The sequence below is a fragment of the Caproiciproducens sp. NJN-50 genome (assembly GCF_004103755.1).
Lineage (GTDB): Bacteria > Bacillota > Clostridia > Oscillospirales > Acutalibacteraceae > Caproicibacter.
The window spans coordinates 705,454-729,906 of the sequence record NZ_CP035283.1 but is presented as its reverse complement, the minus strand read 5'-3'; the positions used below and the strand labels follow the sequence as shown (position 1 = coordinate 729,906).

Genomic DNA, 24,453 nt, shown 5'->3' with positions numbered 1-24,453 from the left:
AAAGGGGAAACCTTCATATCAATTTCGCTGCGGCCGTTCCTCTTTACGACAGTTCCACCTATAATGGGGGCCGTGATATAAATAGGAAAAACCGGTATAAAAAGGGCCGTCAGGTTCACGGCCTGACAGCCCTTTTGTTGGTTTGAATGCGGCGTCTCATGCGCCTGAATATATTCCAAACAGCAGAAGGAAGCGGCCATGTTTCATTTTGGGCATACCACAGCACATGATGCACATTAAACACATCATGCCATCCATTTTGCCGCTGTAATGAATCGGAGTTTTCATCGCCGGATTCTCTCCCTTCTTAAATATAGTTATCATATATGTTCTATATATATCTGAATATTCCCTTTTGTCAGGATCTTTTCTCAAAATAACGAGAGAAATATTTGAGAATTCCGTACAGCGCCGTACCTAAAGCAACTCCAAATTCCACCGAATGACCTCGTTCCGTCACGCCGGGGATTGGGTTCTCATGGACGCTGCGCCTCCTTTTAGATAAAAAAATCGGGCGGTATGCAACCGCCCGACAAAAACAGCTATAAAGAAAAATTGTTGAGGTTTTCTTTTAACTCTCCAATTGAATCAGCCTCATAATATTATCCATTGTCTTACTCAAATCGTCTTTGCTGCGGAGTTTGGCTTTTTTAAAATCAACCGCAACGCGGTTGATGCTGAATACGGCGGAGACCCCCATATCATAGACGGAGTCGATGGAATCGCCAACATCCCCGACAACAGCGAGAACCGGAATATTTTGTTTCTTGGCCCTGCGGGCGACTCCGACCACGACCTTGCCCCTGAGGCTTTGCGTATCCAGACGCCCTTCCCCGGTAAAGATGAAGTCGGCTTTTTCAGCCAGGCTTTCAAAATTCACCGTATCCAGAAGCACGTCAATCCCCATTTGAAGACGCGCTCCGAAAAAGGCGACCGCGCCGCCGCCCATGCCGCCCGCAGCGCCGGCTCCCGGAATCTGAGAGATATCCAGATGAAGCTGTTTTGAAATCATTTCGGACAGATGCCTCAGGCCCTCGTCCAGAAGCTGCACCATGTTCTGGTCCGCTCCCTTTTGCGGGCCGAACACATAAGCGGCGCCGTTCTCTCCAAACAGCGGATTGTCGATATCGCACATGGCATGGATTTCAACTTCGCGGAGAGAAGGGGAAAACGCCGAATCATCAATTTTCGCAACATTGGAAAGGGTAGCCCCCACCGGGACAAAAGAATTGCCCTGCGCGTCGAGGAATCTGGTTCCGGCGGCCGCGGCCGCGCCGGCACCGGCATCGTTGGTGCAGCTCCCCCCCAGGGCAAGGATCATCTTCCGGCATCCGTGCTCGGCAGCGTGGACCATCAGCTGCCCCACGCCGTATGTGGTCGTTTGGTCCGGATGGAGCCGGTCCCCCACCAGGGGCAGGCCGGCACAAACAGCCATTTCAATAATCGCTGTTTTCCCCCCGTCCACTACGCCGTAAAAGCCCTGCATATCTTCCCCATAGGGGCCTTTTACCGTCGTATAAACTTTTTGGCCGTCCATGGCGGACAAATAAGCATCCACGCTTCCCTCGCCTCCGTCCGCTACCGGAATGGAAACGGTTTGCGCTTCAGGATCAAAACGATGGATGGACCGGCTCATAATCTCGCAGATCTCTTTCGAACTCATGGTCCCTTTAAAGGAATCGGGAATCAAGACATATTTTTTCAATCGCTCCGTCCTCCTCTTCGACAGATTTAGATTTTTTTCATGTACGCCGTTTTTTGCACCGAACCCATGCAGATACGGGTGCAAAAAAACAGGCTGCCGGACTTTCCGGCAGTTTTTCGGCCAGCCGATTCAGTCTGTTTATAAAATCAGAGCACTCCCAATGGAATCGGCTGCCGCGCGCTTTGCAGGAATTCCATTGAAATGCTCTGTGACTTTAGCGGAATTAAAAATTTACTTGCCGATTTTTGTGCCGGAAACTTTGGCGTAGTAATTCGCAAGGCTGCTGTGATCTTCCTGGCCGCGCCCATCCGCGTGCAGGGTCTGCATCATTTCCATGACCTCCGCGGTCAGCGGCAGGGGAGAACCAAAGGTATGTCCGGTCTCAAGGGCGTTGTTCAGGTCCTTGATGTGCAGGTCGATTTTGAACCCGGGCTTGAAGTTGCCGTCCAGCATCATGGGAACCTTGGCGTCCATGACAGTGGAACCCGCCAGGCCTCCGCGGATCGCCTGGAAAACGACGGCGGGATCAACGCCGGATTTCCTTGCAAGAGTGAAAGCCTCCGCGCACGCCGCAATGTTGCACGCCACGACGATCTGATTCGCAAGTTTCGTCGTATTGCCCGCGCCGATAGGTCCACAGTAGACGACGCTGCCGCCCATGGTTTTCAGCAAATCGTAGTTCTTGTCGAAAAGGGCCTTGTCGCCGCCGACCATGACGGACATAGTCCCGTCGATCGCTTTCGGTTCTCCGCCGGAAACGGGGGCATCCAGCATTTTAACGCCCTTGGCGGCGCATGCTTTGGAAACCTCCTGGGATGCGGCGGGAGCGATCGAGCTCATGTCGATCAGCGTGGAACCCTCCTGGGCGCCTTCCAGAACGCCGCCTTCTCCCATGACGACCGTCTTGACATGGGGAGAATTGGGAAGCATGGTGATGATTGTTTTGCACTGTTCCGCAACATTCTTCGCGGAAGCGGCCGCAACCGCTCCTGATTTTACAGCGTCCTCTACGTTAGCCGGAATGATATCATAAACAATTACTTCATGGCCGGCTTTCAGCAAATTGCGCACCATGGGCTTACCCATAATTCCAAGTCCGATAAATCCGATTTTCATTCAAATCTTCCTTTCTGAATTCTATCATTCATTTGATATTGCCAACTGCACTTAGTTGATTTTTGACAGCTCCGACTTCATCACCTCGAGAACCTTTCCCGACGACGGAAGATTAGGAGTGTAAGGCTTGCCGATGTCTCGGCCGATCAGGTTGGCAAGGTCCTTGGTCGCCACCGGGAAGCTGGCTTTGTCCATCGACAGACGCAGGGGATTCAATTTAAACTGCGCCTCGCGCGCCCCGTCGATATCGCCCGCCTGAACTTTATCGTAAATGGAGGCGACCAGTTCGGGAACAAAATTTGCCGTGGTTGCCACACAGCCGGCCGCTCCGAGCATCATTGCGCTGAAAATCAGGGTATCCTTGCCCCCGAACACGCGGAAATCCACATCGCGCGTGCGCCGGATAAATTCCTCCGTCTGTGTCATATCGCCGGAAGAATCCTTCATCCCAACGATATTGTCGACTTCATGGGCCAGTTTCTCCACCAGGTTGCCGCTCATCGTGTAGCCGGTGCGTCCGGGATTGTTATAAAGCAGCATGGGGAGGTCCGGGACCGAATCGGCAATGGCTTTAAAATGTCCGTATAATTCTTCCTCCGTGGGTTTGAGAAACATGGGCTGCAGAACAGAGATTCCGGCCACACCCAGTTCCTTCGCCTTTTTCGCCAGACGAATGCATTTCAGGGTGTTGATCGCCCCGATCCCCATGTAGACGGGAACTCTGCCGGCTGCCTGTTCCACCATGATTTTTGTGGCGCGAATGTACTCGTCCTCTTCCACCATGTAGAATTCGCCGTTGCTGCCGAAGGCCAGAACGCCAAGGACCCCGCCGCCGATCACGAAATCGACCTGCTCGCGCAGCTTCGCTTCATCGATCTTTTCCTCCTCGTCAATCGGGGTCAGGATCGGTACGATGACGCCTTTCATGAAATCCAGGTTTTTGTCCATTTACAGTACTCCTTTTACAGGTTTGGTTTACTCAGAATCCGAGTCTTTATGGTCTATCACAACGGGCGCCTCTCTGACATGCTGGACCATCAGCCTTTCCGCCAGATCGCCCTTCCTGTTTTTTACGGCTCTTAAAATCGCCTTATGCTCTTCGTGCCTGTCCTTGATATTCTGAAAGTCAACCTTGTTGATCACACTTCGTATGGAGTTGTCGATGGAACGGAGATTTTCCCCCAGATTGACGACGTACCCGTTATGCGAGGCATGCCGCAGCACCTGATGAAACTCATCATTCTTCTTGCTGATTAAATCCGCGTTCTTCTGTGACGCGATCAACGGTTCCACACAATCCAGAAGACTCTGCATCCTCTGAATTTCATCGTCCGTCGCAAACCGGGCGGCGAAATGGGCGGCTACCCCGTCGATTGCGCTTCTCAGATAGGCGATTTGTTTCAGGTGTTCAACGACATCCGCAGAAACGAAAGAGCCTTTGCGGGGTGAACTGACGATCAGCCCCTCCACCTGCAAAATCCGGAAGGCCTCTTTGACAGGAGTAGTGCTCACTTTCAGCATGGAGCTGATTTTTCTTTCGCTGATCTTTTCGTTGCTTTTCAGTTCGCCGTTCAGGATCATCTGATGCATAATATCAACAATCTGATCCCTTAACGGAACGGAATCAACAATCTCCTTCATGCGCATCTCTTTTCTGATATCTGGTATATCAGTAGTATAGCATTCCTTTTTTCATCTGTCAACACACGCTTAAAATTCCGGCTCTCCCCCTAGCCAGCCAGAAAAGTAAACTGAAACCAAATTTAAGAGAACGTTCGAAAAAACTAATTCATTAATAAGTTTATCCGTTTTGACTTAATAAACAAGAAACGATATAATAAATACGTCAATAAGATTTGATTTATTTTATACATATTGCCTAAATTATTTTAAACCTGATTGACAACACTTTTATTTTACATTAGGGGGAAATACGTTGACACCAAATGTGTTAAAGATGGAGATATTCCCAGTGGCGGGCAGAGACAGCATGGAACTGAATCTTTCCGGCGCTCACGCTCCTTACTTTACGAGAAATATTGTCGTACTGACGGATTCGGAAGGAAGGACCGGCGTGGGGGAAGTGCCGGGCGGTGAAAAGATCGCCGCGGCGCTGGAGGAAGTAAAGCCGATGGTCGAGGGCACCAGCGTCGGCGATTACAGAAATACGATTTTGGCCGTGAACCGGTATCTTTCCGCCAGGAATGAGAAAGACGTCCGCGGCGCGCAGACCTTCGACCTGAGAGTGGGAGTTCATGTTCTGACCGCCATTCAAACCCCTCTTCTGGATTTGTTGGGAAAATATCTGGGAGAACCCGTGGCGTCGCTGCTTGGGGACGGCCAGCAGAGGGAAAGCGTGCGGATGCTTGGATATCTTTTCTTTATCGGCGACCGCAGAAAAACGGACCTGCCCTATGATCAGGAAGAAGACGGCAGCTGCGCGTGGTATCGTCTGCGCGACGAGGAGGCTCTGACCTCCGGCGCGATTGTTGAACTGGCAAAGGCCGCCTATGAAAAATATGGATTTCAGGATTTTAAATTAAAGGGCGGCGTACTTGCGGGCGCAGAGGAAATCGCGTGCGTCAAGGCGCTGAAGAAGGAATTTCCGAAGGCCCGCATCACATTGGACCCCAACGGCGGCTGGTTCTTGAAGGATGCGATCGAGCTTTGCAGGGACATGCACGGCGTTCTGACCTACTGCGAGGACCCCTGCGGAGCCGAAGAGGGCTTCAGCGGCCGTGAGATCATGGCGGAATTCCGCCGTGCGACGGGCCTGCCGACGGCCACCAATATGATCGCCACCGACTGGCGCCAGATGGCCCACAGCTTTGCCCTGAGCAGCGTGGACATTCCCCTTGCCGACCCCCACTTCTGGACAATGACCGGCAGCGTCCGCGTGGGTCAGCTCTGCAACGATTTCGGACTGACCTGGGGATGCCATTCCAACAACCATTTCGACATCTCCCTTGCGATGGTGGCGCACACAGCCGCGGCCGTCCCGGGAAAACTGAACGGGATCGACACCCACTGGATCTGGCAGGAAGGCCGCGAACGCCTCTGCAAAAAAAGCCCTGAAATCGTGAACGGCTGCGTCGCCGTGCCGCGGGACGTGCCGGGGCTTGGGGTGGAGATCGACCGCGGCCAGCTGGAAAAAGCACATCAGCTCTATCTTGAAAACTGCCTGGGCGGCCGCGACGATTCCATCGGGATGCAGTACCTGATTCCGGGATGGAAATTCGACGCGAAGCGCCCCTGTCTGGTGCGCGAATAAAAAATAAAGAAACGAAAGGTGGAGAAATGGATAGTATCGTAAGCAATTTGCTCAAGGACGTGCCGGTTCCAAAAATGTTCCGGGTAAAACAGATCTTTTCGGGGGAAAACATCGCCCCCGAGCATATCCCGGAGGAAGTCATTGCCCGGCTGAATGAAAAAGATCTGGAGAAAAAGATCCGGCCCGGGATGCGGGTGGCAATTACGGCGGGAAGCCGCGGAATCGACAACATTTCCCTGATTCTGAAAACTCTGGTTCATTTTGTAAAAGAACACGGAGGAGAACCGTTCCTGGTTGCCGCTATGGGAAGCCACGGCGGGGCGACCTCGGAAGGGCAGAGGGAAATCCTCCGCGGACTTGGAATTACGGAGGAATTCATGGGCTGCCCCATCCGGAGCAGTATGGAAGTTGTGAAAATCGGAACCAATGCGGAGGGCGGGGATGTCCTGCTCAGCCGCGATGCGGCGGAGGCCGACGGGATTATTGTCTGTAACCGTATCAAGCCGCACACCTGCTTTCGGGGGCCGTCCGAAAGCGGCCTCATCAAAATGATGGTCATCGGGCTGGGAAAACAGATCGGCGCAGATCACTGCCATAAGGAAGGTTTTCAGAATATGGCGAAGAATCTCCGCCTGTTTGGGAAGACAATGATCGAAAAAGCCCCCATCCTGTTCGGCCTTGGAATTCTGGAAAACTCTTTCGATCAAACGGCGAAATTCGTGGCTTTCCGGCGTGAAGAAATATACGACGGCGAGCCTGCCTGCCTGGAAGAAGCAAGAAAACTGCTGCCCTGCATCTATCCTCCGGAATGCGACGTCCTCGTCTGCGACACCATCGGAAAAAATTTCAGCGGCAGCGGAATGGACGCCAACATTTCAGGCACCTTTGTGACGCCCTACGCGTCGGGCGGGCTGAAATCCCAGCGAGTCGCAGTCCTTGACCTGAGCAGCGAAAGCCACCACAACGGGACCGGCTGCGGTATGGCGCACGCCACCACGCGGCGTTTCTTTGAAAAAATGCAGTTCGAGCTCACCTATCCCAATGTGATTACCTCTACGGTGATTGAAAACGTAAGGATCCCGATGGTGCTGAAAAACGACAGGGAAGCCATCCAGGTCTGCCTGAAGACCTGCACCGGGCTGGGAGGCAAGTCTCCCCGGATGATCCGGATCTCGAACACGACGGAGGTTGAGCATATTCTGTTGTCCGAGCAGTATTTTGAAATGGCTCAAAGCCACCCATGCCTGGCTGTGGAAACGGAGCCTTATCACATGCCGTTCGATGAAGACGGCAATCTGAAGGATCTCGGACACATTGGCATGTAAATTATTTTATGATAAGGGGTTGTATTTATGAAAAAGCTTTTGTCTTTCATCTTGGCCTGTGCAGTCATGGTCACAGCATTCGCGGGTTGTAGCGGCGGTGCCGGAAGCTCTTCCAAACCGGAGGCCTCCACCGCTTCATCAGCTTCCAACGTGGATCCCGCAAGTTACTTAAAAGGGAAAAACATCCGGGTTGTGATTGGGTCCACATCGGTTTCCGGAGACACCTATCTGACGGCGGATCTTCTCTGCAGATCCATCAATCAGAAGTACGGCAGCAATCTGAAGGTCGACGCGATCGGTGCCGGCCGTGCCCTTCAGGAAATCGTCAAGGCCAAAAACGAGAACACCATTATGATATTTCACGACATGACGTACCTCGGTGTTTTGTTCGGCGCCTATTCGGAGGACCAGTACAAACTGGAAAACATGACTGTCGGCGGCAGCTTTGCTTATAATCCGGGAGACTGCTTCGCCGCTTCCGCCTCCGCGCCCTACAAAACCATTGCGGAAATGGGCAAGTGGATGAGCGAGAATCCGACTAAGACCGTCAAGCTTGCGGTGGAAGCGGGCGGCGTGTCCCAGATTGGCTTTGATGCGATCTACCTGTGGCTGAAGGATACCTACGGCGACAAGGTTGCCGGCAATCTGAAGGCATTTGTCACAGGCTCTACGCAGGACAAGCTTCAGGCCCTCTGGGACGGAAACTGCCAGGGCGTTTACGCTGCGACTTCCGCTGTGGAGCAATACACGAAAGACGGTGTAAAAGCCCAGCTGAAACTTAATATCATCGGCCTGATGGCCGGCAAGCGCCTGACCGGACACGACTGGCCCACCTTTGCGGAGCAGGGCATCTCTCTGAACGGAAAGCCGTTTGAATTCACGAAAGAATATTTTGTGTTCTACGGCAAGAAGGTTCCAAGCGAGTTTGTTTCCGCCATGGACGCCGCAATGAAAGATATCTGCAACAGCAGCGATTATATCTCAGCCATGGAAAAGCTTGGATATAAAGCTCAGTACCAGAGTTCCAGCGAGGCAAACTCCTATATCAAGCATAAACGCGAGACATACCGTGAAATTGTGAAAAATGCGCCGGACTTTAATACGCTGGTGGGGTAATTCGCGCCGCACTGAAGCGGACGGTGTCCGGAATGACCGGACACCGTCCGCCCGTTTGGATAAAACCCCCAGGGGGGCTGTTCGGAAAAAGGAGAGTATATGATAGAGTTTTACAAATACAATTTTGCCACTTCAGAGATGTTTTTCCCAAAGATTATTATTACCCTTCTGATTGTTTTAGGAATCTGCATTGTGATACCAAAAGTGGTCAGGGCTGTTCGCGCCAAACAGCCGCTCGTAGCGGAAGGCCGCCATTTCTTTGTGGAGAACTATGATAAACTGAAGCTGTTCGGCTCCATCGGGCTTTTAATTATTTATGTTTTTTTGCTGGAGCAGATTCATTTTATCATAGCCAGCCTTCTCTGCATTTTCGGATTCAATGTCTTGTTTTGCGGGACTTTTAAACCAAAATCGCTTTTGATTTCAGCGGCCAGCACAATTATTTCCGTCTTCGGGCTGTGGTATCTCTTTGGCGTCCTGTTCAATATCACTCTTCCGTGATTGCAAATAGGTTAAGATCATGTTAATATTATAAAGGAGAACGCCATGCTGGAAATATTTACATTTACTCATATCACAATGGCCCTTCTGGGAGTCGTCGCCGGACTCGTGTTCGGCGCCATCCCGGGGATGACCGCGACGATGGCCGTCGCCATTTTTCTGCCTCTTACTTACGCCTACGACATACAAACCTCCCTGTTCCTTCTGCTGGGCCTCTATGTGGGCGGCATCTCCGGCGGCCTGATCCCCGCCATTCTGATCAACATTCCGGGCACGCCCGCCTCCATCACCACCTGCTTCGACGGGTACCCGATGGCGCGCCGGGGAGAAGGGGAACGCGCGCTGAAGCTCGGCATCACCGCCTCGCTGCTCGGCGGCCTCATCAGCCTGATCTGCCTCGCCCTGTTTACTCCTCCGCTGGCGGCGCTCGCCCTGAAATTTTCTGCGGTGGAGAAATTTCTGGTGATTCTGTTCGCCCTGACCATCATCGCCGCACTGTCCAAGGGGCAGATGCTGGTGGGCGTGTTCATGGGCTTTCTCGGCGTGCTGATTGCGCTGATGGGCACTTTCGACGACAACAACAAACTGCGCATGGTTCCCGGTTTTCTGAGCGAACCCCTGATTTACGGCTTTTCACTGCTCCCGGTCATCATCGGGCTGTTCGCCCTGGGGCAGATGTTTGCCGAGGCGGAAACCGGCATGAAGAAGAACGTCATTGATGATTCCGTCATGCAAAATACCATAAAGTTCAGTTTCCGCGATTTCAAGGGCCAAACCGTCAACGTGCTTCGCTCCGCCCTGCTGGGTACTTTCACCGGTCTCCTCCCCGGAGTCGGGGGCAGCGCGGCCAGTCTGCTTTCTTATTCCCAGGCCAAGAACTTTTCCAAACATCCTGAAAAATATGGGACCGGCTTTCCGGAAGCGGTGATCGCCAGTGAAACTGCGAATAACGGGATGACAGGCGGGGCAATGATCCCTCTCCTTTCCATGGGGATTCCGGGCGACTCCACCACGGCGGTGCTGATCGGCGCGTTCGCCCTGCAGGGCATGCAGATTGGCCCCCTGTTTATCTCGCAGAACCCGGAACTTTGGAACGCGATTCTATGGGCAATGCTTCTGTGCAACCTTTATATGTTTGTCGTCATGTTCTTCCCCATCAAGTATATTTCAAAGATCGTCTATGTCCCCAAGCAGCGGCTTTATCCGGTGATCATTCTGGCCTGCATCATCGGCGCTTATGCGGGCAACAACGGCGTTGCGTTCGACATGTGGAGCCTCATTATCTTCGGAATCCTCGGATATGTTTTCGATAAACTGAAGCTGCCTACCACCCCGTTCCTGATCGGATTCATTCTTGGCGGAGATCTAGAGAAATATTTCGTGGACGCAATCAAGGGTTCCAGCGGCCGTTTGTCCATCTTCTTCACCCGCGGGCCAATTTGCTGGGTCCTTTGGCTGTTTATTATTCTTTCTATCGCATATGCAGTTGTTTCCGACCGAAAAGACAAAAGGAAGGCCGCTTCACAGGCGCAGCAATAACGTCCGGGAACGATCCCGGCATCCTTTTGCCAGCATATTTTCACCGGTTCTTCACACCGGAAACTCCCTCCGCCGGCGGGACGGAAGGAGCTTTCCTGCGGTCTTACATAGGCCGGTAATCCATCACCGCCGGAATGCCGTTGCGGCTTTCCGCCGTCATTCACGATCCGGGAAAGGCTCATCCCGCTTTCCGGGTCCCATCCCAAGGACAGCCTGAGAAAGCCTGCAAAGAGCTTCTCTGCCGGGCTGTTCCTTTTCGTATTATAAAATGAATCAATTTTTAGTGATGTCGGAGGTTCAGGCCTCCCTGTTCGTCTATCTTGCCGTGGGATATCTGATGCAGAAGCTCGGAGTGATCACACAGCCCGTGCGCGGCGGGATCTCCAACTTGCTGGTCACGGTCCTCCTGCCCTGCATGGTGTTCAACTCCTTTCATCAGGAGATCTCCGCTCAACAGTTGATTTCCGCCGCCGCGATTCTGGCCGTGGCGTTTGCCCTTAGCTTTTTCGCGTGGTTTACAGGCTGGCTGGTCTATCGCCGCTACCCGCAGGAAAAGGCGAGCATTCTGCGCTACGGAACTCTGATCGCAAATTCCGGCTTTGCCGGCCTGCCCGTGATTCAGAGCGCCTACGGCGCGACCGGGCTGTTTTACGCGTCCATTTTTATTATTCCGAACCGCATTTTTATGTGGAGCGCGGGAGTTTCCATGTTCCAAAAGGGAAAGAGCTGCAACTGGGTCCGCGACGTCTGGCTGAATCCGGGAATCATCGCGGTGGAGCTCGGCCTTCTCCGCATGCTGCTGAAAATTCCCCTGCCGGGCTTTGTGGATACCGCTATTTCCAGCATGGGCAACTGCACAACGGCAATCTCCATCATCGTCGTGGGGTCCATTCTGGCGGAAGTCGACCTGAAAACCATTTTCAGCAAAGACGCTCTGCTTCTTTCCTTCATCCGCCTGATTTTTCTGCCGGGGTGCGCGCTGATCGCCTTGAAAGCAATCGGGTTTGATCAGCTGGCGACCGCCGTGGCGGTTGTTCTGACCGGTATGCCCATCGGTTCCACGACGGCGATCCTCGGCGAAAAGTACGGGGCGGACTCCTGCTTTGCTTCCAAATGCATCTTTGTCACGACCCTGCTCAGCCTTTTCACGATTCCGGCGCTGACGTTTTTTCTGTGAACTGCACCCGACCCGCGGACTTTCGGACCGCTCCGGCCGGGATTGATTTTTATATTGCGCTTTTTGCGTCGATTGGGCAAAATAGAATCGGGATACGACAGCTCAAAACGGAACGGAGAGATGCCATGGATACGAAACAGATCAGCTTCATCCTCACTATCGCGGAGGAAGGCGGGATTACAAAGGCTGCCAACAAGCTCTTTATCAGCCAGTCCGCGCTGGATCAGCAGCTGCTGAAGCTGGAAAACGAGCTTGGCACTCAGCTTTTTGTCCGCTCCCACAATAACTTTTTCCTCACGAAAGCAGGGGAAGTCTATGTTGCATACGCAAAACGCATGTTAAGCCTCAAGAACGAAGCGTACAGCAAGATCCAGGACCTGACCGATCGCCAGAAAGGGACGCTGTCCCTGGCTTTCGCGCCCGAACGCGGCATGGAGATGTTTATGTCCGTTTATCCGGAGTTCTATCAGGCTTACCCGGAAGTTGTGGTTCGCCCGAGGGAAATAGGGGTAAAAAAGCAGCTGGAAATGCTGCAGAACGAAGAGCTGGATCTGGGCTTTGTCTCTCTGACAGCGGAGAATCTTCCGGGACTGGTCCTGAAGCCACTTTTAAAAGAGGAGTTCGTTTTCATCGTGCCGCTGTCACACCCGCTTTCCGAGCTGGCCGCCCCGCCCGGAAAGCCTTTGACCGTACTGGAAGTGGAGCGGCTGAAAGACTTGACATTCAGCCTGATGTACAAGGAATCCACGCAGAGAAAAGTGATCGATTCCCTTTTTGTCAAGCACGGAATCGATTTGAAAGTATTTCTCACGACGGCCAGCAACCGGGCCAATATCTCCATGGTGAAAAACGGCCTCAGCTGTTCCATCCTGCCGTACTATTATGTCAGGAACAGGCGGGATGTCGCGTGTTTTCGGCTGTTCGACCGCCCTTCCTGGGCCCTGTGCGCCTGCTACCGGGCAAACCGTTACCTGAGCAATCCGGCAAAGCGCTTCACCGAGCTGGCAAAGGAATATTTTGAACAGGAAAACCGCCCGAAGATCGGGGAATAGCGATTCCGACCGGTGGACCGTGCGGTCTGACATGCTCCAAAGCGGAGTTATAAACCCAGGCCTTGCATATATAGCTTATAAGTTTCCAGTTGCGATAAATCGACATCATGAATCGTAATCGGCTCGCCCTTCTTCACATCATTGAGCAAGACAGCGTTGTTGAGAAGATAGAAAGGCGCCAGATTCCCACTCAATTTTCTTTCGATAAGCTGCGGAATAAGTCCTTTAATCGCATGATGATGTCCTTCGACCTTAAGCACAGTGCCTTTGGGGAAATCCCTCTGCGCCACACCCGCCAATACCGACACCTGACGGCACTCCGGATGAGTGCCAATGCCCATCAAATCTCCCAATAAAATGGAAGTTGGCGTCTCCATCCCCATGTAGTGATAGGGGGAATAGATGCAGGCGTACTTACCGTTGCTGCTCATGACGTGCCCCTTGCTCCTGAGGATCTCCCACATCCTGTCGTTCTCGCATCTGACGACGATAAACTCTCCGCCACAAAAGCTGGCTTCGTCGGTACCTCTCAAATTGTAAAACACATCTACAACGCCGGTACGCTTGAGAATACCGCCATCCTCTTCGGGAACGAAAATGTTGGCAAGCTCGCTGATTTTGGCGACAGGATAGCTCAAAAACGGCGAAGCGGGCACCATGCCGGTGATATTAGAGACCAAATTCATCTCGCACAAATCGGCAGAAACCACTCCGGTGAACTTTTCCAATAGCTTGTGGCGCGCCTTCAGCGTTTCCGGACCGCGATAGCGCCAATGCTCCAGCATTTCGGGAAGGTTTTCACTGATTCCGCTGCCATCCGTGCAGGTAAACTCTCCGGTTTCCCTGTCCCAAACAAAGTCATATTCGCTAGACTTTCCCGCCGCTACCACATCCAAACCCAGCAGCCTAGCCCAGGAGTAAAGATCCAGAAGGTTGCGTGGTTGATCGCCGTTGACAAGGGCATATACGGCTCCGCTTTGCGCGGCCACCTGATTCAGTAGCGGCCCGCATACACTGTCGGTTTCTTTCGAAACCATATAGACATTAATCCCCTTCCTCAGGGCCGCAAGGGCGGCATCAGAACTGACCGCAGTATTTCCGGTGCACTCCACAAGCGCCGTGATGCCGCTCTCCATAACAAAGCGGTAATCGCTTACGATGAGAATCGCATCCTCGCGAGCACTCTCGACCTGCGCTTTATCTTCACAGACAACGATCTTGTCCTCGTCGTATCCGATTTCCCTGAGTACGTTCAGACATTCATCGGAATGTCTGGAGCAGATGACACGTAGTTCCATCAGTCTGACCTTTGGGATCTGGGCAAGCAATGTGTAGCCGTATCCGCGGGTCGCCCCGATAATGCCCACCTTTGATTTTTTGCCGTCTTTGCGGTGAAACAGATTCGTATAATCCATAAATGATTTATCTCCTATTTAGTAGTTATTTAATATAGCAAAATCTGCCCGGCCTCTGAGCGCCGGTCAGAAACTCCGCCCTCAGCGGATGATGGTACGCTGAAACGCCTTTTTGCATTTTCCGGACTTCGGTCGGCCGCGATAAGAGATTTCTAATAGAATGGGGACCCCTCCGACAGATTACGGCCACAGCCCCCAAATGGCCGGCTCCAATGGCGGCCGCCTAGACGGTTTGCCCCTGGAATTTTTAAAAAAGATGTCGACACATCAGAGTCCCCGCTCCTTATCTTAAAATTAAATTGGCCCGCATTAGTTATTCTGAGCAAGATTTATGCCAAAGGGCTCCGAGAGCAAAATCGGATCACCATCCAGGTGTGGATTCATATAAATTACAAATTTCAGCTTTGCAAATAACATATTTTATGAATTTAAACAATAGCCTTCTTGACTTTTCTGTTGCAGGGGTGTAGCATTGCAACGTTATCACAACTTTTGCGTTTAGGAGGCAATCGATTGATTCGCATTCTATTTTTTGTTCCCTATCCGGAACTCAAGGAAAAAGTCGTCAATGTGATCAGTCGGCACCCGGACAGCTCGCGTCTGTCCGTTACGACGGAACTGACACGAGTGGATAAGACTCCGATGGTGGACCCTAAGGAATACGACATCGTCATCGCCCGCGGTTATACGGCGATCCGGGTAAGAAAACTGTATCCCGAGCTTCCAATCGTGGAACTGTCGATGTCTGGCTACGATATTGTCCATGCACTGGCGGAATGCCGGGAAAAATACAAACCGCAACGTGTCGCGATCTGCGGTTTTTTTACGGAGCTGTATGAGGTACAGGAAATCGCCCGGATGTTCGGGTGCGAAGCGGAAGTCTACCAGACTCAAAATTACAGGCAGCTGATCCAGATTCTCATCAAGGCGAAGGAGATTGGCTGTCAGGCCGTGATCGGCGGCTATTTTATCCAGCAGGCCGCGGAAGATTTGAAAATCCCTTCCAGCATTATCCGCTTGGGGGAGGACAATATCAACCGCGCGGTCAATGAAGCCGTTCACACAATGGATCTGATGCGGGCGGAGCGGCAGCGGGCAGAATCCTACAGGACCATCATTAATTCCTCCAAAGAAGGGATCCTTCATGTCGGCCGGGACGGGATTATCCATGTGTATAACCACGTTGCGCGTGAATTTGCAGATGAAATTCCGGTTTTAAATCATCCGCTCCAGGAAAGTTTCCCATTTCTGGTCAAAAGTTGTCAACAGGTGTTAAAAACGGGCATGGAATCCATCGATGAGATCTACCGGATTCCCGGAAAAGAAATCACGGTGGCGTGCAGTTTTATCCCTGTTGTAGTCCACGGGCAGGTGACGGGCGTCGTCATCAATCTTTCCGATATCACCCGGATTCAGAGATTAGAGGGACAGATCCGAAGGAAGCTGAGCGACAAAGGGCTATGTGCGAAGTACACGTTTCAGGATATTATTCATGAAGACTTTTCCATCGAAAGGACCATCCAGACCGCGAAACGTTATGCCATGACAGAATCTAATATTATTCTCGTGGGGGAAACTGGCACAGGGAAAGAGCTTTTTGCCCAAAGCATCCATAATGCGAGCACCCGCAGCAACGGACCATTCGTAGCCGTCAACTGCGCCGCCCTCCCGGAAAATCTGCTGGAAAGCGAATTGTTCGGCTATGTGGAAGGTGCTTTTACGGGAACGCACAAGGGTGGCAAAATGGGATTGTTCGAGCAGGCCCATAATGGAACCCTGTTTCTGGATGAAATCTCGGAAATTTCCCTGTCCGTCCAAACAAAATTACTACGTGCCCTGCAAGAGCGGGAAGTCCGGCGGATCGGAGACGACAAGGTTATTTCCGTCAACGTGCGCATTATATCCGCAACCAACAGGAACTTGAACGATTTAGTGGAAAAGGGCCGTTTTCGCCGGGATCTCCTTTATCGGCTGGATGTCCTGCGCATTTTCGTCCCGCCCCTCCGCAGCAGGGGAAAAGACGTAAAGTTGTTGTTTTTGCATTTCCTGCAAAAATATCAGGGCGGAAAAGAACCTTGTGTCAATCCAAAGGCGTTCAGCCTCCTGTATCATTACCCCTTTCAGGGCAATGTCCGCGAGCTTGCAAATATTGCGGAACGTGTTGGGGCGTTGGGGAAGGAAATCATCTCGTGTGATGATCTGGAACAGGCATTGTATCCGCCGGATGTCGACTCCGCGATAGCGGAACGGACCGCTCAAGATCGGAATCCCCGGATAAAGATGTCTGCCGGGAAAGAGAAAGATTTGATTCGCAAGGCATTGCAAAATTGCGGTGGAAACCGAACCCAGGCGGCCCAGCTGCTCGGCTGGGATCGCACGACTCTCTGGCGAAAAATGAAAAAGTACCCGGGCCTGTATCCAGGGGAATAGGCTGTTGCATGTATGCTGCATACATGGAAAATCGTCGATTCTGCAACACCGTCCGGCGGTCCACAGGCCAATAAATGAAATTGGTGAGGCGCTTCGTTCTCTTTTCGCAGATTAGGGCTTGGGGTTGGAAAATTTTTTATATTTTTATTATTTTTTGTTATTGTTATTATTAAAACATTATATGAAAAACCCCGCAGACGAAATTTTGAATGGCGCCGCGGCGAATTCTCCATCTAATTAGATATGACATGGCACGAAATTTGCTTTCCTCCCATTATGAAATCATCCGGATTCAATCGCGCAGAATGCTGAATCTACCTTTTCCGCCTTTATGGATGTCCGGCCCGCCTCCATTCAGAGGAAATCTCAGAAATTCGGCCAATGACGTTTGTCTTCCGGAGACTTTGGAGGAGGAATCGCAAATGTCAAGCGCATATGTCTTAATTGTATTTGCAGTTGTCATTGTCATGATGATTGTCCTGATCTCAAGATTTCACGTCCATCCAGGAATCGGAATTCTGATCGCCGCCATCGTTCTGGCGATCGGCCTGGGTTACAATTGGTCTGAAATCGAAGATGACATTAATACCGGCTTTGCCGGTACCATTCAAAGCGTTGCAATCGTCATATTTCTCGGCTGCATTCTCGGCACGATTCTGGAGAAGACCGGCGCGGCGGTCCGCATCACCAAGTGGGCGGTCAACCTCGTCGGGGAGAAGAACATTATCTGGGCAATCGGACTAAGCTCGTTCATCCTCGGAATTCCGATTTTTGCGGATGACGTCGTCATTCTGTTGATCCCGATCGTTTCCCTGCTCGCCGTCCAAACCCAAAAATCCATGATGAGCTACGGGACCGCCCTGTATATGGGCGCACTGATTACGGCTTCCTTAGTACCGCCCACGCCCGGTCCCGTTTCGGCGGCGGCCCTGCTGAAGGTTCCACTCGGCCAAGCGATCCTCTGGGGCACCATCGTCGCAATTCCCAGCACGATCGCCGCCATTCTCTATTGCAGAACCCTGAAAACGCCGGTTCTGCCGAAGCCCGAATATGTCAACGCCGCAAAAGAGACGGATGAGAAGAGCCTGCCCAGCCTTGGCATGTCGCTTCTGCCGATCCTTCTTCCGCTGGTTCTGATCGGAATCGACACCGTCTCGAATATTGTGGCGAAAGACTCCCGCTTCACAAACGTTATGGACTTCATTGGAAGCCCGCTTGCCGCGTTGTTCAGCGGCTGCATTTTTTCCTTGGTGCTGACGGGAAAGAAATGGAAAACGAAAGAAGTATTGAACGACTGGGTGGAGACGGCCTGCAGGAGCGCGGCCATGCCGATTATCGTGACCGGCATGGGGGGAGCGCTCGCATGGTTTGTCAAAGAAAGCAAAGTTGCGGACTCGATCGCCAAAATGGTCGCCGGCTCTTCTTTCCCGGCGATTCTGGTTCCCATCCTGATCGCGGCGCTGATCCATGTGATCACCGGTTCCAACGCTCTTGGAGTCATGACGGCGGCGGCCCTGGTGCAGCCGATGCTGGGGGCGTTCGGAATTTCGCCGTTGGCGGCGTTCCTCGGCTGCGGGACTGGCGCTCTGATGTTCAAGCACGCCAATTCCTCCGGATTCTGGGTCACGGTCTCCATGTCAAACATGGACGTGAAACAGGGGCTTCGCGGCGTGGGGGTGGCCTCTACGGTCGCAGGTTTCACCGGTGCCGTTGTCACTTGTATCCTGAGTTTTGCAAAAGTCATTTAGGCAGGTCCTCACAAATTAAGACAGAAAGGACATTGTAAACTATCTATGGAAAAATTCATCACAAATGCGGCCCGTCTGAATGGACCGTATGACATCGAACTGATCGAGCGCGAGTTGGAATGCGGGGAAGACGATATTATCGTGAAGAACCACCGCATGGGAATCTGCGGCTCCGACAAAAGCTTCTACAGGGGAAAACTGCCGCCCAAGACGGCGGAATTCCGCCAGGACCCAAAGTTCCCGTTTCTGTTGGGACATGAAAGCGGGGGGACCGTGGCGGCCGTAGGCAGCCGGGTAAGCGATTTCGCCGTGGGCGACAGGGTGATGGCCTTCGGTTGGTGCAATAATTTTGCCGAATATTTCCGCGCAAAAAGCTTCCAACTCCAGCCGGTCCCCTACAATCTGGATATGGACATCGCCTCGTTGGGGGAACCCGTCGCATGCGCCATGTATTCCGGTTTGCACTGCGGCGTAAACCTGGGGGATTTTGTCGTGGTCATGGGCGGCGGCTTCGCGGGCCAGATCATCGCCCAGTGCGCAAAAAAGAAGGGCGCCTCCTGCGTGGTTGTCGTCGATGTTCTGGAGGGCAAGCTGCGCCTTGCAAAAAAGCTAGGGGCGGACGAAGTGATCCAGCTGGGCAATGAGGACCCCGTTGCCCGAGTGAAAAAAATGACGGGGGGTACCGGTGCCGACGTTGTGATAGAAGCCGCCGGAAGCGAAGATTCCTTTAACGCGGCGACCGAGATGCTTCGCCACAACGGGAAATTTGTATTTTACAGCTGGGTTACGACGCCGATTACGCTGAATATCAGCCGCTGGCATGACGACGGGCTGGAATTCATCAACACCTGTCTGGTGCATCATACTTGGCAGCAGCGCTATGTGTGGACACCGGAGGCCCTGCGGCCGGTCGCCCAAGGGATGATACAGATTAAGCCGCTGATTACAAACGAATTTAAACTGGATGAGATCCGGCAGGGATTCGAGCTGGCCGATAAGGATGACACCGCGGTCAAGATCTGTTTCCGCCCATAGGATTAAAATAGAAACGAAAGTGTATGGAAAATCAGAAAAGCCGATGCGCTTCCATCGGCTTTTCCTGCGCTTTCCGCGTGAAGCCGCTGTTTGAAAAGGAGGAATACGATGGCAGTGTTGGGATGCATCGCCGACGACTTTACCGGCGCCAGTGATGCGGCTTCTTTTCTGGTAAAGGGAGGCATGAGTGTCCGGCTTTATAACGGAGTTCCACGAGGAAGTCTCCCAGAGACATGCGACAGACAAGGGCAGCCGGATCAAACACAAGCATTGGTTATCGCGCTGAAATCCAGAACACAGAAGACGCAAGACGCTGTGGCCGACAGCCTTGAGGCCGCACGTTTTTTACTTTCGCAGGGCGTGAATCAGATCTATTTCAAATATTGTTCCACCTTTGACTCCACACCAGCGGGAAATATCGGACCGGTGGCCGATGCGTTGATGCAGTATCTGGACGCTCCCTATACCCTTCTGTGCCCCGCGCTTCCGGTCAACGGAAGAACGGTGGAAGATGGGAAGCTGATGGTGAATGGGGTGCCTCTGCATGAAAGTCACATGAAGGACCACCCTCTCACTCCCATGTGGGACTGCAGAATCGACAAGCTGATGGAACCGCAAAGCCAATATCCCTGTGTCTCTTTGAGAGTGGACCAACTGACTGATTTCGCGCAAAAAGCTCCCTCAAAGGGGCCGTTCTACCTGGTCCCCGATTATAAAGTTGATGAAGACGGCGAAAAGATCGCCGCCGCATTCAGCCATCTGCCCTTTTTGTCCGGCGGCAGCGGATTGCTGGAGCCATTGGCGAAGATCTGGACGAAAAAGCTCTCTTTGCCAGCGAAAATACCTGAGAACACGACAGCAGGCCGGGCCCTGCTATTGGCGGGAAGCTGCTCAAAGGCTACCCTTGGCCAGATCGCGTGGTATCGGCGGCAGGGACAGCCCTGTTGTCAGCTCGAACCCAGGAAAGTGCTGGAAGGTCGCCAAACCATAGAAGATGTCTGGACATTTATTCAGGCACATAGCAGCGACACAAATACCGTTCTGGTGTATAGCTCCGATACGCCCGAAAAGGTGAAAAAATCTCAGGAACTGGGCATTGAAGCGGTGGCCACAGCGATAGAAAACCTCATCGCCGCACTGGCGGCTCGCGCGGTGACTGCGGGATATACCAGGATCATCTCCGCAGGAGGTGAAACCTCGGGCGCGGTTACGAAGAAGCTTGGCTTTTCTTCTTACTGGATGGGGCAAAGCGTCGCGCCAGGAGTACCAATCATGGTCCCAGTTGAGCGGCCGGACATACGACTGATCCTCAAAAGCGGAAACTTCGGTCAAGAGGACTTCTTTGGGCGTGCTCTGGCCATGACAGCGAAGCAGTGAAAAATCCGACGGAAGACAACCGTCTGAGACAGGAGGACATGATGGATATATTGCAGGAAAAACGACAGACTGCCGTTTGGGCGGCGCACAGCCTGTTTGAGCGGGGAAAAACCAGCGGGTCTTCGGCCAACATGAGTTTTCGGCATAACGATCGGATTTACATTAGCGTCAGCGGCTCGTGTTTTGGAAAGATAAGTGAAAATGATTTTGTGCCGCTTTCTTTGGATGGAACACCTCTTTCTTCCCAAAAGCCCAGCAAGGAATGGCCGCTGCACCTGACGCTTTATGAAAAGTCCCCGGAAATTGGCGCAGTCATTCACACCCACAGCATCCACTGCGTGCTGTGGAGCTTTGTCCCTTCTCTTTGCGAGACAGACTGTATCCCCCGGCACACACCCTACCTACAAATGAAACTCGGAACGGTGGGGATAATCCCCTATGAGAAACCCGGCTCCGAAGCGCTTTTTTCAGCATTTCGTGCACGAATCAACGCAAGTGAAGGGTTCCTGCTGAAAAATCATGGGCCGGTCGTTCCGGGTAAGACGATCATGGACGCTTTTTACTGTTTAGAGGAATTGGAGGAAAGCGCCCGTATTGCGTGGGAACTGTATCGGGTTGGGTTGAAATAGTCCCTTCACCCGGGGATCCCGGGAGGTTTCAAACAGCATCTCCGGCGAAAAGCCGGCTTTGGGGAAGATGCCGCCGGTCAGAGGACAAAATAACGCACAAAAGGCCGCTTTACAGCGGCCTTTTGAATTGGTACAGTTTTCGATGGACCCGGCTTAGGTAATCGGCGCCGGATTGAAAATGCAAAAGTCGTTATGTATTTTATATTTTTCCGCGCAGCTCTTCTCTTTCCCGCCCGCAATATCGAGGATCTGCCGGAACAGCAGTTCGCCCATCTCCGGAATCGTCGCGGCCCCAGTTGCGATTGGACCGGCGTTAAAATCGATCAGATCGGGCCATTGTTCCTTCAGCTCGTTTCTGGAACACACTTTAATTACGGGAATCGCGGCAAGGCCGTACGGCGTACCGCGCCCCGTCATAAACACCTGCGCTCCGATTCCGGACGCAAGCTGGCAGGAGCCGCACACAAGGTCGCTCGCGGGAGTGGCTGCGTAAATCAGTCCTTTTTTCGTCGGGCGCTCGCCCGGTGACAGAACCTCCACAATCGGCGAGGCGCCGGACTTGGCAATGGACCCCATCGACTTCTCCACAATGTTGGAAAGTCCTCCCTTTTTATTGCCCGGGGTCGGATTCGCACTGCGGTCCACATTGCCCTCGATCAGGTAATTGTCGTACCACTTCATTTCGGCCGCCAGTTTTCTGCCGACTTCTTCACTGATGCACCGCTGTCCGAGAAGATACACTCCGTCGCGGACCTCCGTCACTTCGGAGAACAGCACGGTGGCGCCGCCTTTTACCAGCATATCCGCGGCGTAGCCGGCGGTTGGGTTCGCGGTCACGCCCGAAAACGCGTCGCTGCCGCCGCACTGCATCCCGATGACAAGTTCCGACAGAGGAAGCTCCTCCCGCCTGCGCTCGTTCAGGATTTTCAGCTTTCTGTCCGCCATTTCCATCAGGGCCGCGACCATCGCGTCAAAGCCCTTGTATTCCTGAAGAATGATGAGGTTTTCCGGCGAGAGGTCTTTTTCGTCCATCAGCATCGCCGGCGTAAATTTTTCGCAGCCCAACCCCACAACCATCAGCTGGCCGCCGAAATTCGGGTGTTTGGACAGATTGCGCAGGCTGCGGATCGGGATTTTCGCCTCCGGCGCGTTGATCGCCACACCGCAGCCGTAGGAGTGGTTGACCGGCACAATGCCGTCCACATTCGGATATTGGGGCAGCAGCTCGGCTCTTATTCTTTCAACGGCGACATTCAGCACGCCCGTGACGCACTGCACCGTCGTATTGATGCCCAGGATGTTCCGCGTCCCGGCGTATCCCCCGTCCGGATTGCGGTACCCCATCCAGGTTCGCACCGGCGGCTCCGGGAGGTTTGTAACAATATTGGTTCCAAACTGCATATTGTCCACATCGGGGGGCGTCGGGAGTACCAGCATTTTTTCATTGACCCAGTCCCCTTTGCGGATCGGATCGACTGCGTACCCAAGCACAACGCCGTATCGGATGATCTCTCCGCCCTTTGGAATGTCGCACAAAGCGATTTTGTGGGCCTGCGGAATATCCTGATTGGCGGCCACACCGTCCATTACGGTGGTGCCGGCCACTATGTTTTTGACTGCTATGGCGACATTATCAACATCTTTGATCTTGATGCACAAGGGACCTATCAAGGCTCCATGCCTCCTCAGTTAGCTTATATTTTAGTCAGGACATTGCCGCTTTCGTCAAAAAGCAGGTCCTGAGGTTCATCCAGCGCGGCCAAGCCGGGGTATTTTCCTGCCACAACATCATGATAATAAGCCTCGGAGAGCATGATTCTGTCGATATGCAGGCTGTTGGCAATATAAACGATGCGCATTTTGCCGCGATCCACGCCGGTACAGGTTCGAATGCAGATTTGAAACGCTTCCCTGTCGTCCGCGACGACGCAGGGAATCCGCGCGGAAGCCAGAACGGTGCTGGTAATGCAGTTGGGATACATTTTTTCGACATCCATTTCGTCGAAAATCTTTCTTGTAATGGCATTGGCAAGGCCGGTGCCCAGCGCGTTGCCGTGCGACGCTTTGCTGAGGTTTAAAAAGCACGTCCGCTGGACCCTGATGCCGCCTGTTGCGAACGGCGTGGAAAATGTGCCCGTAATGTTCGGGTCCACGCCCGTCCCGCTGTAATTCTTGCCGATTTCGTCGACGGCGAGCACGTCGCACTCGCCGACGATCAACTTCGGCATATTTTCAAAAGCAAATTTCAGAAGTTCCGGCTCCCGGGCCAGGATGTCCTTTGCCGGAATCGCCTCGATCCGGCATGTCTCATCATATGCATTTTCGACACAGGGAACCGCGAATAAAATCGGAGCCTTTTCAAGCACGACCTTCGCCATCGTGGGAATATTTTTCGAGATAACGTTCATCCCGTCTCCATGGACCTGCTCCGCGCCGGCCTGTTTGCCAAGCCCGACCACCATCATTTTGCACGGACCGCTTTCATAAGGCCCCCGGAACGCATTGTGCGGTTTGATCCGGCAGGACAGGATGATCCCGTCCGCCTCGTAGGCGTTCCTGTCGATCATAACCGGCCGGCCCAGCTCTGAAACCCCCAGCTGAACGACCTCCATGGAGGATTTGATCGGACAGCCCATCGTCCGCTCCGTAATTCCGTAGCTCGCCAGGATCTCCAGCTGTCCCTCCGCGGTCGCCCCGCCGTGGCTTCCCATGGCGGGAACAATGTAGGGGAAAGCTCCCCTCGCCTTTACAAAATCGACGATGGCTTTCGTGATGAGGTCAACATTGCGGATTCCCCGGCTGCCCGCAGTGATCGCGATTCTCATTTTCGGGCGGATCAGGGATGAAAACTGTTCCTGACCCAGCTCCTTTGCTATAACACCCGGAATTTCCTCCGGCTCAATCGCAGGGCGGGGAAACTTCTGCGAAGCGTGAAACATCCTGGGAATCGGGACGCCCTGGAGCAGTTCCGAAACCTTTCCACCTTTTGTCACTTTCATAGCCAAATCACGAACTCC

Annotated in this window: 19 protein-coding genes; 12 read left to right on the top strand and 7 right to left on the bottom strand. The window is 53.0% G+C overall.

Annotation, left to right across the window (positions count from 1 at the left end; translation table 11 throughout):
- Nucleotides 1-571: 571 nt before the first annotated feature.
- The 4 genes from EQM14_RS03565 to EQM14_RS03550 all read right to left on the bottom strand — a co-directional run bounded on the left by EQM14_RS03565 (nucleotide 572) and on the right by EQM14_RS03550 (nucleotide 4,462).
- A complete protein-coding gene (locus EQM14_RS03565; protein WP_128741661.1) occupies nucleotides 572-1,705 on the bottom strand; it encodes a glycerate kinase family protein in 1,134 nt (377 codons plus the stop codon).
- Between the two features lie 231 nt (nucleotides 1,706-1,936).
- Nucleotides 1,937-2,821, bottom strand: a complete 885-nt coding sequence (gene garR, locus EQM14_RS03560; RefSeq protein WP_128741660.1) for a 2-hydroxy-3-oxopropionate reductase — start codon at nucleotides 2,819-2,821, stop codon at nucleotides 1,937-1,939.
- Between the two features lie 51 nt (nucleotides 2,822-2,872).
- Nucleotides 2,873-3,769, bottom strand: a complete 897-nt coding sequence (locus tag EQM14_RS03555; protein WP_128741659.1) for a dihydrodipicolinate synthase family protein — start codon at nucleotides 3,767-3,769, stop codon at nucleotides 2,873-2,875.
- 27 nt (nucleotides 3,770-3,796) lie between these two features.
- Nucleotides 3,797-4,462 (bottom strand): GntR family transcriptional regulator, encoded by a 666-nt coding sequence (locus tag EQM14_RS03550; protein ID WP_164918949.1) that lies wholly within the window; start codon nucleotides 4,460-4,462, stop codon nucleotides 3,797-3,799.
- 331 nt (nucleotides 4,463-4,793) lie between these two features.
- Here EQM14_RS03550 and EQM14_RS03545 point away from each other — a divergent pair, with 331 nt between their 5' ends.
- From EQM14_RS03545 to EQM14_RS03515, 7 genes are all read left to right on the top strand, one after another.
- Nucleotides 4,794-6,092 (top strand): enolase C-terminal domain-like protein, encoded by a 1,299-nt coding sequence (locus tag EQM14_RS03545; protein ID WP_442861469.1) that lies wholly within the window; start codon nucleotides 4,794-4,796, stop codon nucleotides 6,090-6,092.
- A 26-nt stretch (nucleotides 6,093-6,118) separates the two neighbouring features.
- Nucleotides 6,119-7,417: a lactate racemase domain-containing protein gene (locus tag EQM14_RS03540; RefSeq protein ID WP_128741656.1), complete on the top strand. Its 1,299-nt coding sequence runs from the start codon at nucleotides 6,119-6,121 to the stop codon at nucleotides 7,415-7,417.
- Nucleotides 7,418-7,444: 27 nt separating this feature from the next.
- Nucleotides 7,445-8,533, top strand: coding sequence for a tripartite tricarboxylate transporter substrate-binding protein (locus EQM14_RS03535; RefSeq protein ID WP_128741655.1), 1,089 nt, complete (start codon nucleotides 7,445-7,447; stop codon nucleotides 8,531-8,533).
- A gap of 99 nt (nucleotides 8,534-8,632) precedes the next feature.
- Complete coding sequence (locus EQM14_RS03530) at nucleotides 8,633-9,034, top strand: tripartite tricarboxylate transporter TctB family protein (RefSeq protein WP_128741654.1); 402 nt, start codon at nucleotides 8,633-8,635, stop codon at nucleotides 9,032-9,034.
- A gap of 45 nt (nucleotides 9,035-9,079) precedes the next feature.
- Nucleotides 9,080-10,573: a tripartite tricarboxylate transporter permease gene (locus tag EQM14_RS03525; protein WP_128741653.1), complete on the top strand. Its 1,494-nt coding sequence runs from the start codon at nucleotides 9,080-9,082 to the stop codon at nucleotides 10,571-10,573.
- Between the two features lie 268 nt (nucleotides 10,574-10,841).
- On the top strand, nucleotides 10,842-11,750 hold the full coding sequence (locus EQM14_RS03520; RefSeq protein WP_128741652.1) for an AEC family transporter: 909 nt from the start codon (nucleotides 10,842-10,844) through the stop codon (nucleotides 11,748-11,750).
- A gap of 125 nt (nucleotides 11,751-11,875) precedes the next feature.
- A complete protein-coding gene (locus EQM14_RS03515; protein ID WP_128741651.1) occupies nucleotides 11,876-12,802 on the top strand; it encodes a LysR family transcriptional regulator in 927 nt (308 codons plus the stop codon).
- Between the two features lie 47 nt (nucleotides 12,803-12,849).
- On the opposite strand, the gene EQM14_RS03510 is transcribed toward EQM14_RS03515, so the two are convergent.
- Nucleotides 12,850-14,217, bottom strand: coding sequence for an NAD(P)H-dependent oxidoreductase (locus tag EQM14_RS03510; protein ID WP_128741650.1), 1,368 nt, complete (start codon nucleotides 14,215-14,217; stop codon nucleotides 12,850-12,852).
- 513 nt (nucleotides 14,218-14,730) lie between these two features.
- On the opposite strand from EQM14_RS03510, the gene EQM14_RS03505 reads away from it, so the two are divergent.
- The 5 genes from EQM14_RS03505 to EQM14_RS03485 all read left to right on the top strand — a co-directional run bounded on the left by EQM14_RS03505 (nucleotide 14,731) and on the right by EQM14_RS03485 (nucleotide 21,436).
- Nucleotides 14,731-16,647, top strand: coding sequence for a sigma 54-interacting transcriptional regulator (locus EQM14_RS03505; RefSeq protein WP_128741649.1), 1,917 nt, complete (start codon nucleotides 14,731-14,733; stop codon nucleotides 16,645-16,647).
- Nucleotides 16,648-17,069: 422 nt separating this feature from the next.
- Nucleotides 17,070-18,395 carry a GntP family permease gene (locus tag EQM14_RS03500; RefSeq protein ID WP_128741648.1) on the top strand — a complete coding sequence of 442 codons (1,326 nt, stop codon included), beginning with the start codon at nucleotides 17,070-17,072 and terminating at the stop codon, nucleotides 18,393-18,395.
- 45 nt (nucleotides 18,396-18,440) lie between these two features.
- Entirely contained in the window at nucleotides 18,441-19,430 is a 990-nt protein-coding gene (locus EQM14_RS03495; RefSeq protein ID WP_128741647.1) for a zinc-dependent alcohol dehydrogenase, read from the top strand.
- Nucleotides 19,431-19,538: 108 nt separating this feature from the next.
- Nucleotides 19,539-20,807 carry a 3-oxo-tetronate kinase gene (gene otnK, locus EQM14_RS03490; RefSeq protein ID WP_128741646.1) on the top strand — a complete coding sequence of 423 codons (1,269 nt, stop codon included), beginning with the start codon at nucleotides 19,539-19,541 and terminating at the stop codon, nucleotides 20,805-20,807.
- 38 nt (nucleotides 20,808-20,845) lie between these two features.
- Nucleotides 20,846-21,436, top strand: coding sequence for a class II aldolase/adducin family protein (locus EQM14_RS03485; protein ID WP_128741645.1), 591 nt, complete (start codon nucleotides 20,846-20,848; stop codon nucleotides 21,434-21,436).
- Between the two features lie 153 nt (nucleotides 21,437-21,589).
- Here EQM14_RS03485 and garD read toward each other — a convergent pair whose 3' ends face one another.
- A complete protein-coding gene (gene garD, locus EQM14_RS03480; protein ID WP_128741644.1) occupies nucleotides 21,590-23,107 on the bottom strand; it encodes a galactarate dehydratase in 1,518 nt (505 codons plus the stop codon).
- Between the two features lie 23 nt (nucleotides 23,108-23,130).
- Nucleotides 23,131-24,435, bottom strand: a complete 1,305-nt coding sequence (locus EQM14_RS03475; protein WP_128741643.1) for a lactate racemase domain-containing protein — start codon at nucleotides 24,433-24,435, stop codon at nucleotides 23,131-23,133.
- Between the last annotated feature and the right edge of the window lie 18 nt (nucleotides 24,436-24,453).

What these genes read in the sequence shown, in the direction of transcription:
- EQM14_RS03475 (WP_128741643.1), bottom strand. Translation starts at nt 24,435, where the DNA reads ATGAAAGTGACAAAAGGTGGAAAGGTTTCGGAACTGCTCCAGGGCGTC.
- EQM14_RS03525 (WP_128741653.1), top strand. Translation starts at nt 9,080, where the DNA reads ATGCTGGAAATATTTACATTTACTCATATCACAATGGCCCTTCTGGGA.
- EQM14_RS03485 (WP_128741645.1), top strand. Translation starts at nt 20,846, where the DNA reads ATGATGGATATATTGCAGGAAAAACGACAGACTGCCGTTTGGGCGGCG.
- EQM14_RS03495 (WP_128741647.1), top strand. Translation starts at nt 18,441, where the DNA reads ATGGAAAAATTCATCACAAATGCGGCCCGTCTGAATGGACCGTATGAC.
- EQM14_RS03530 (WP_128741654.1), top strand. Translation starts at nt 8,633, where the DNA reads ATGATAGAGTTTTACAAATACAATTTTGCCACTTCAGAGATGTTTTTC.
- EQM14_RS03535 (WP_128741655.1), top strand. Translation starts at nt 7,445, where the DNA reads ATGAAAAAGCTTTTGTCTTTCATCTTGGCCTGTGCAGTCATGGTCACA.
- EQM14_RS03520 (WP_128741652.1), top strand. Translation starts at nt 10,842, where the DNA reads ATGAATCAATTTTTAGTGATGTCGGAGGTTCAGGCCTCCCTGTTCGTC.
- garR (WP_128741660.1), bottom strand. Translation starts at nt 2,821, where the DNA reads ATGAAAATCGGATTTATCGGACTTGGAATTATGGGTAAGCCCATGGTG.
- EQM14_RS03555 (WP_128741659.1), bottom strand. Translation starts at nt 3,769, where the DNA reads ATGGACAAAAACCTGGATTTCATGAAAGGCGTCATCGTACCGATCCTG.
- EQM14_RS03510 (WP_128741650.1), bottom strand. Translation starts at nt 14,217, where the DNA reads ATGGATTATACGAATCTGTTTCACCGCAAAGACGGCAAAAAATCAAAG.
- otnK (WP_128741646.1), top strand. Translation starts at nt 19,539, where the DNA reads ATGGCAGTGTTGGGATGCATCGCCGACGACTTTACCGGCGCCAGTGAT.
- EQM14_RS03515 (WP_128741651.1), top strand. Translation starts at nt 11,876, where the DNA reads ATGGATACGAAACAGATCAGCTTCATCCTCACTATCGCGGAGGAAGGC.
- EQM14_RS03540 (WP_128741656.1), top strand. Translation starts at nt 6,119, where the DNA reads ATGGATAGTATCGTAAGCAATTTGCTCAAGGACGTGCCGGTTCCAAAA.
- EQM14_RS03550 (WP_164918949.1), bottom strand. Translation starts at nt 4,462, where the DNA reads ATGAAGGAGATTGTTGATTCCGTTCCGTTAAGGGATCAGATTGTTGAT.
- EQM14_RS03500 (WP_128741648.1), top strand. Translation starts at nt 17,070, where the DNA reads ATGTCAAGCGCATATGTCTTAATTGTATTTGCAGTTGTCATTGTCATG.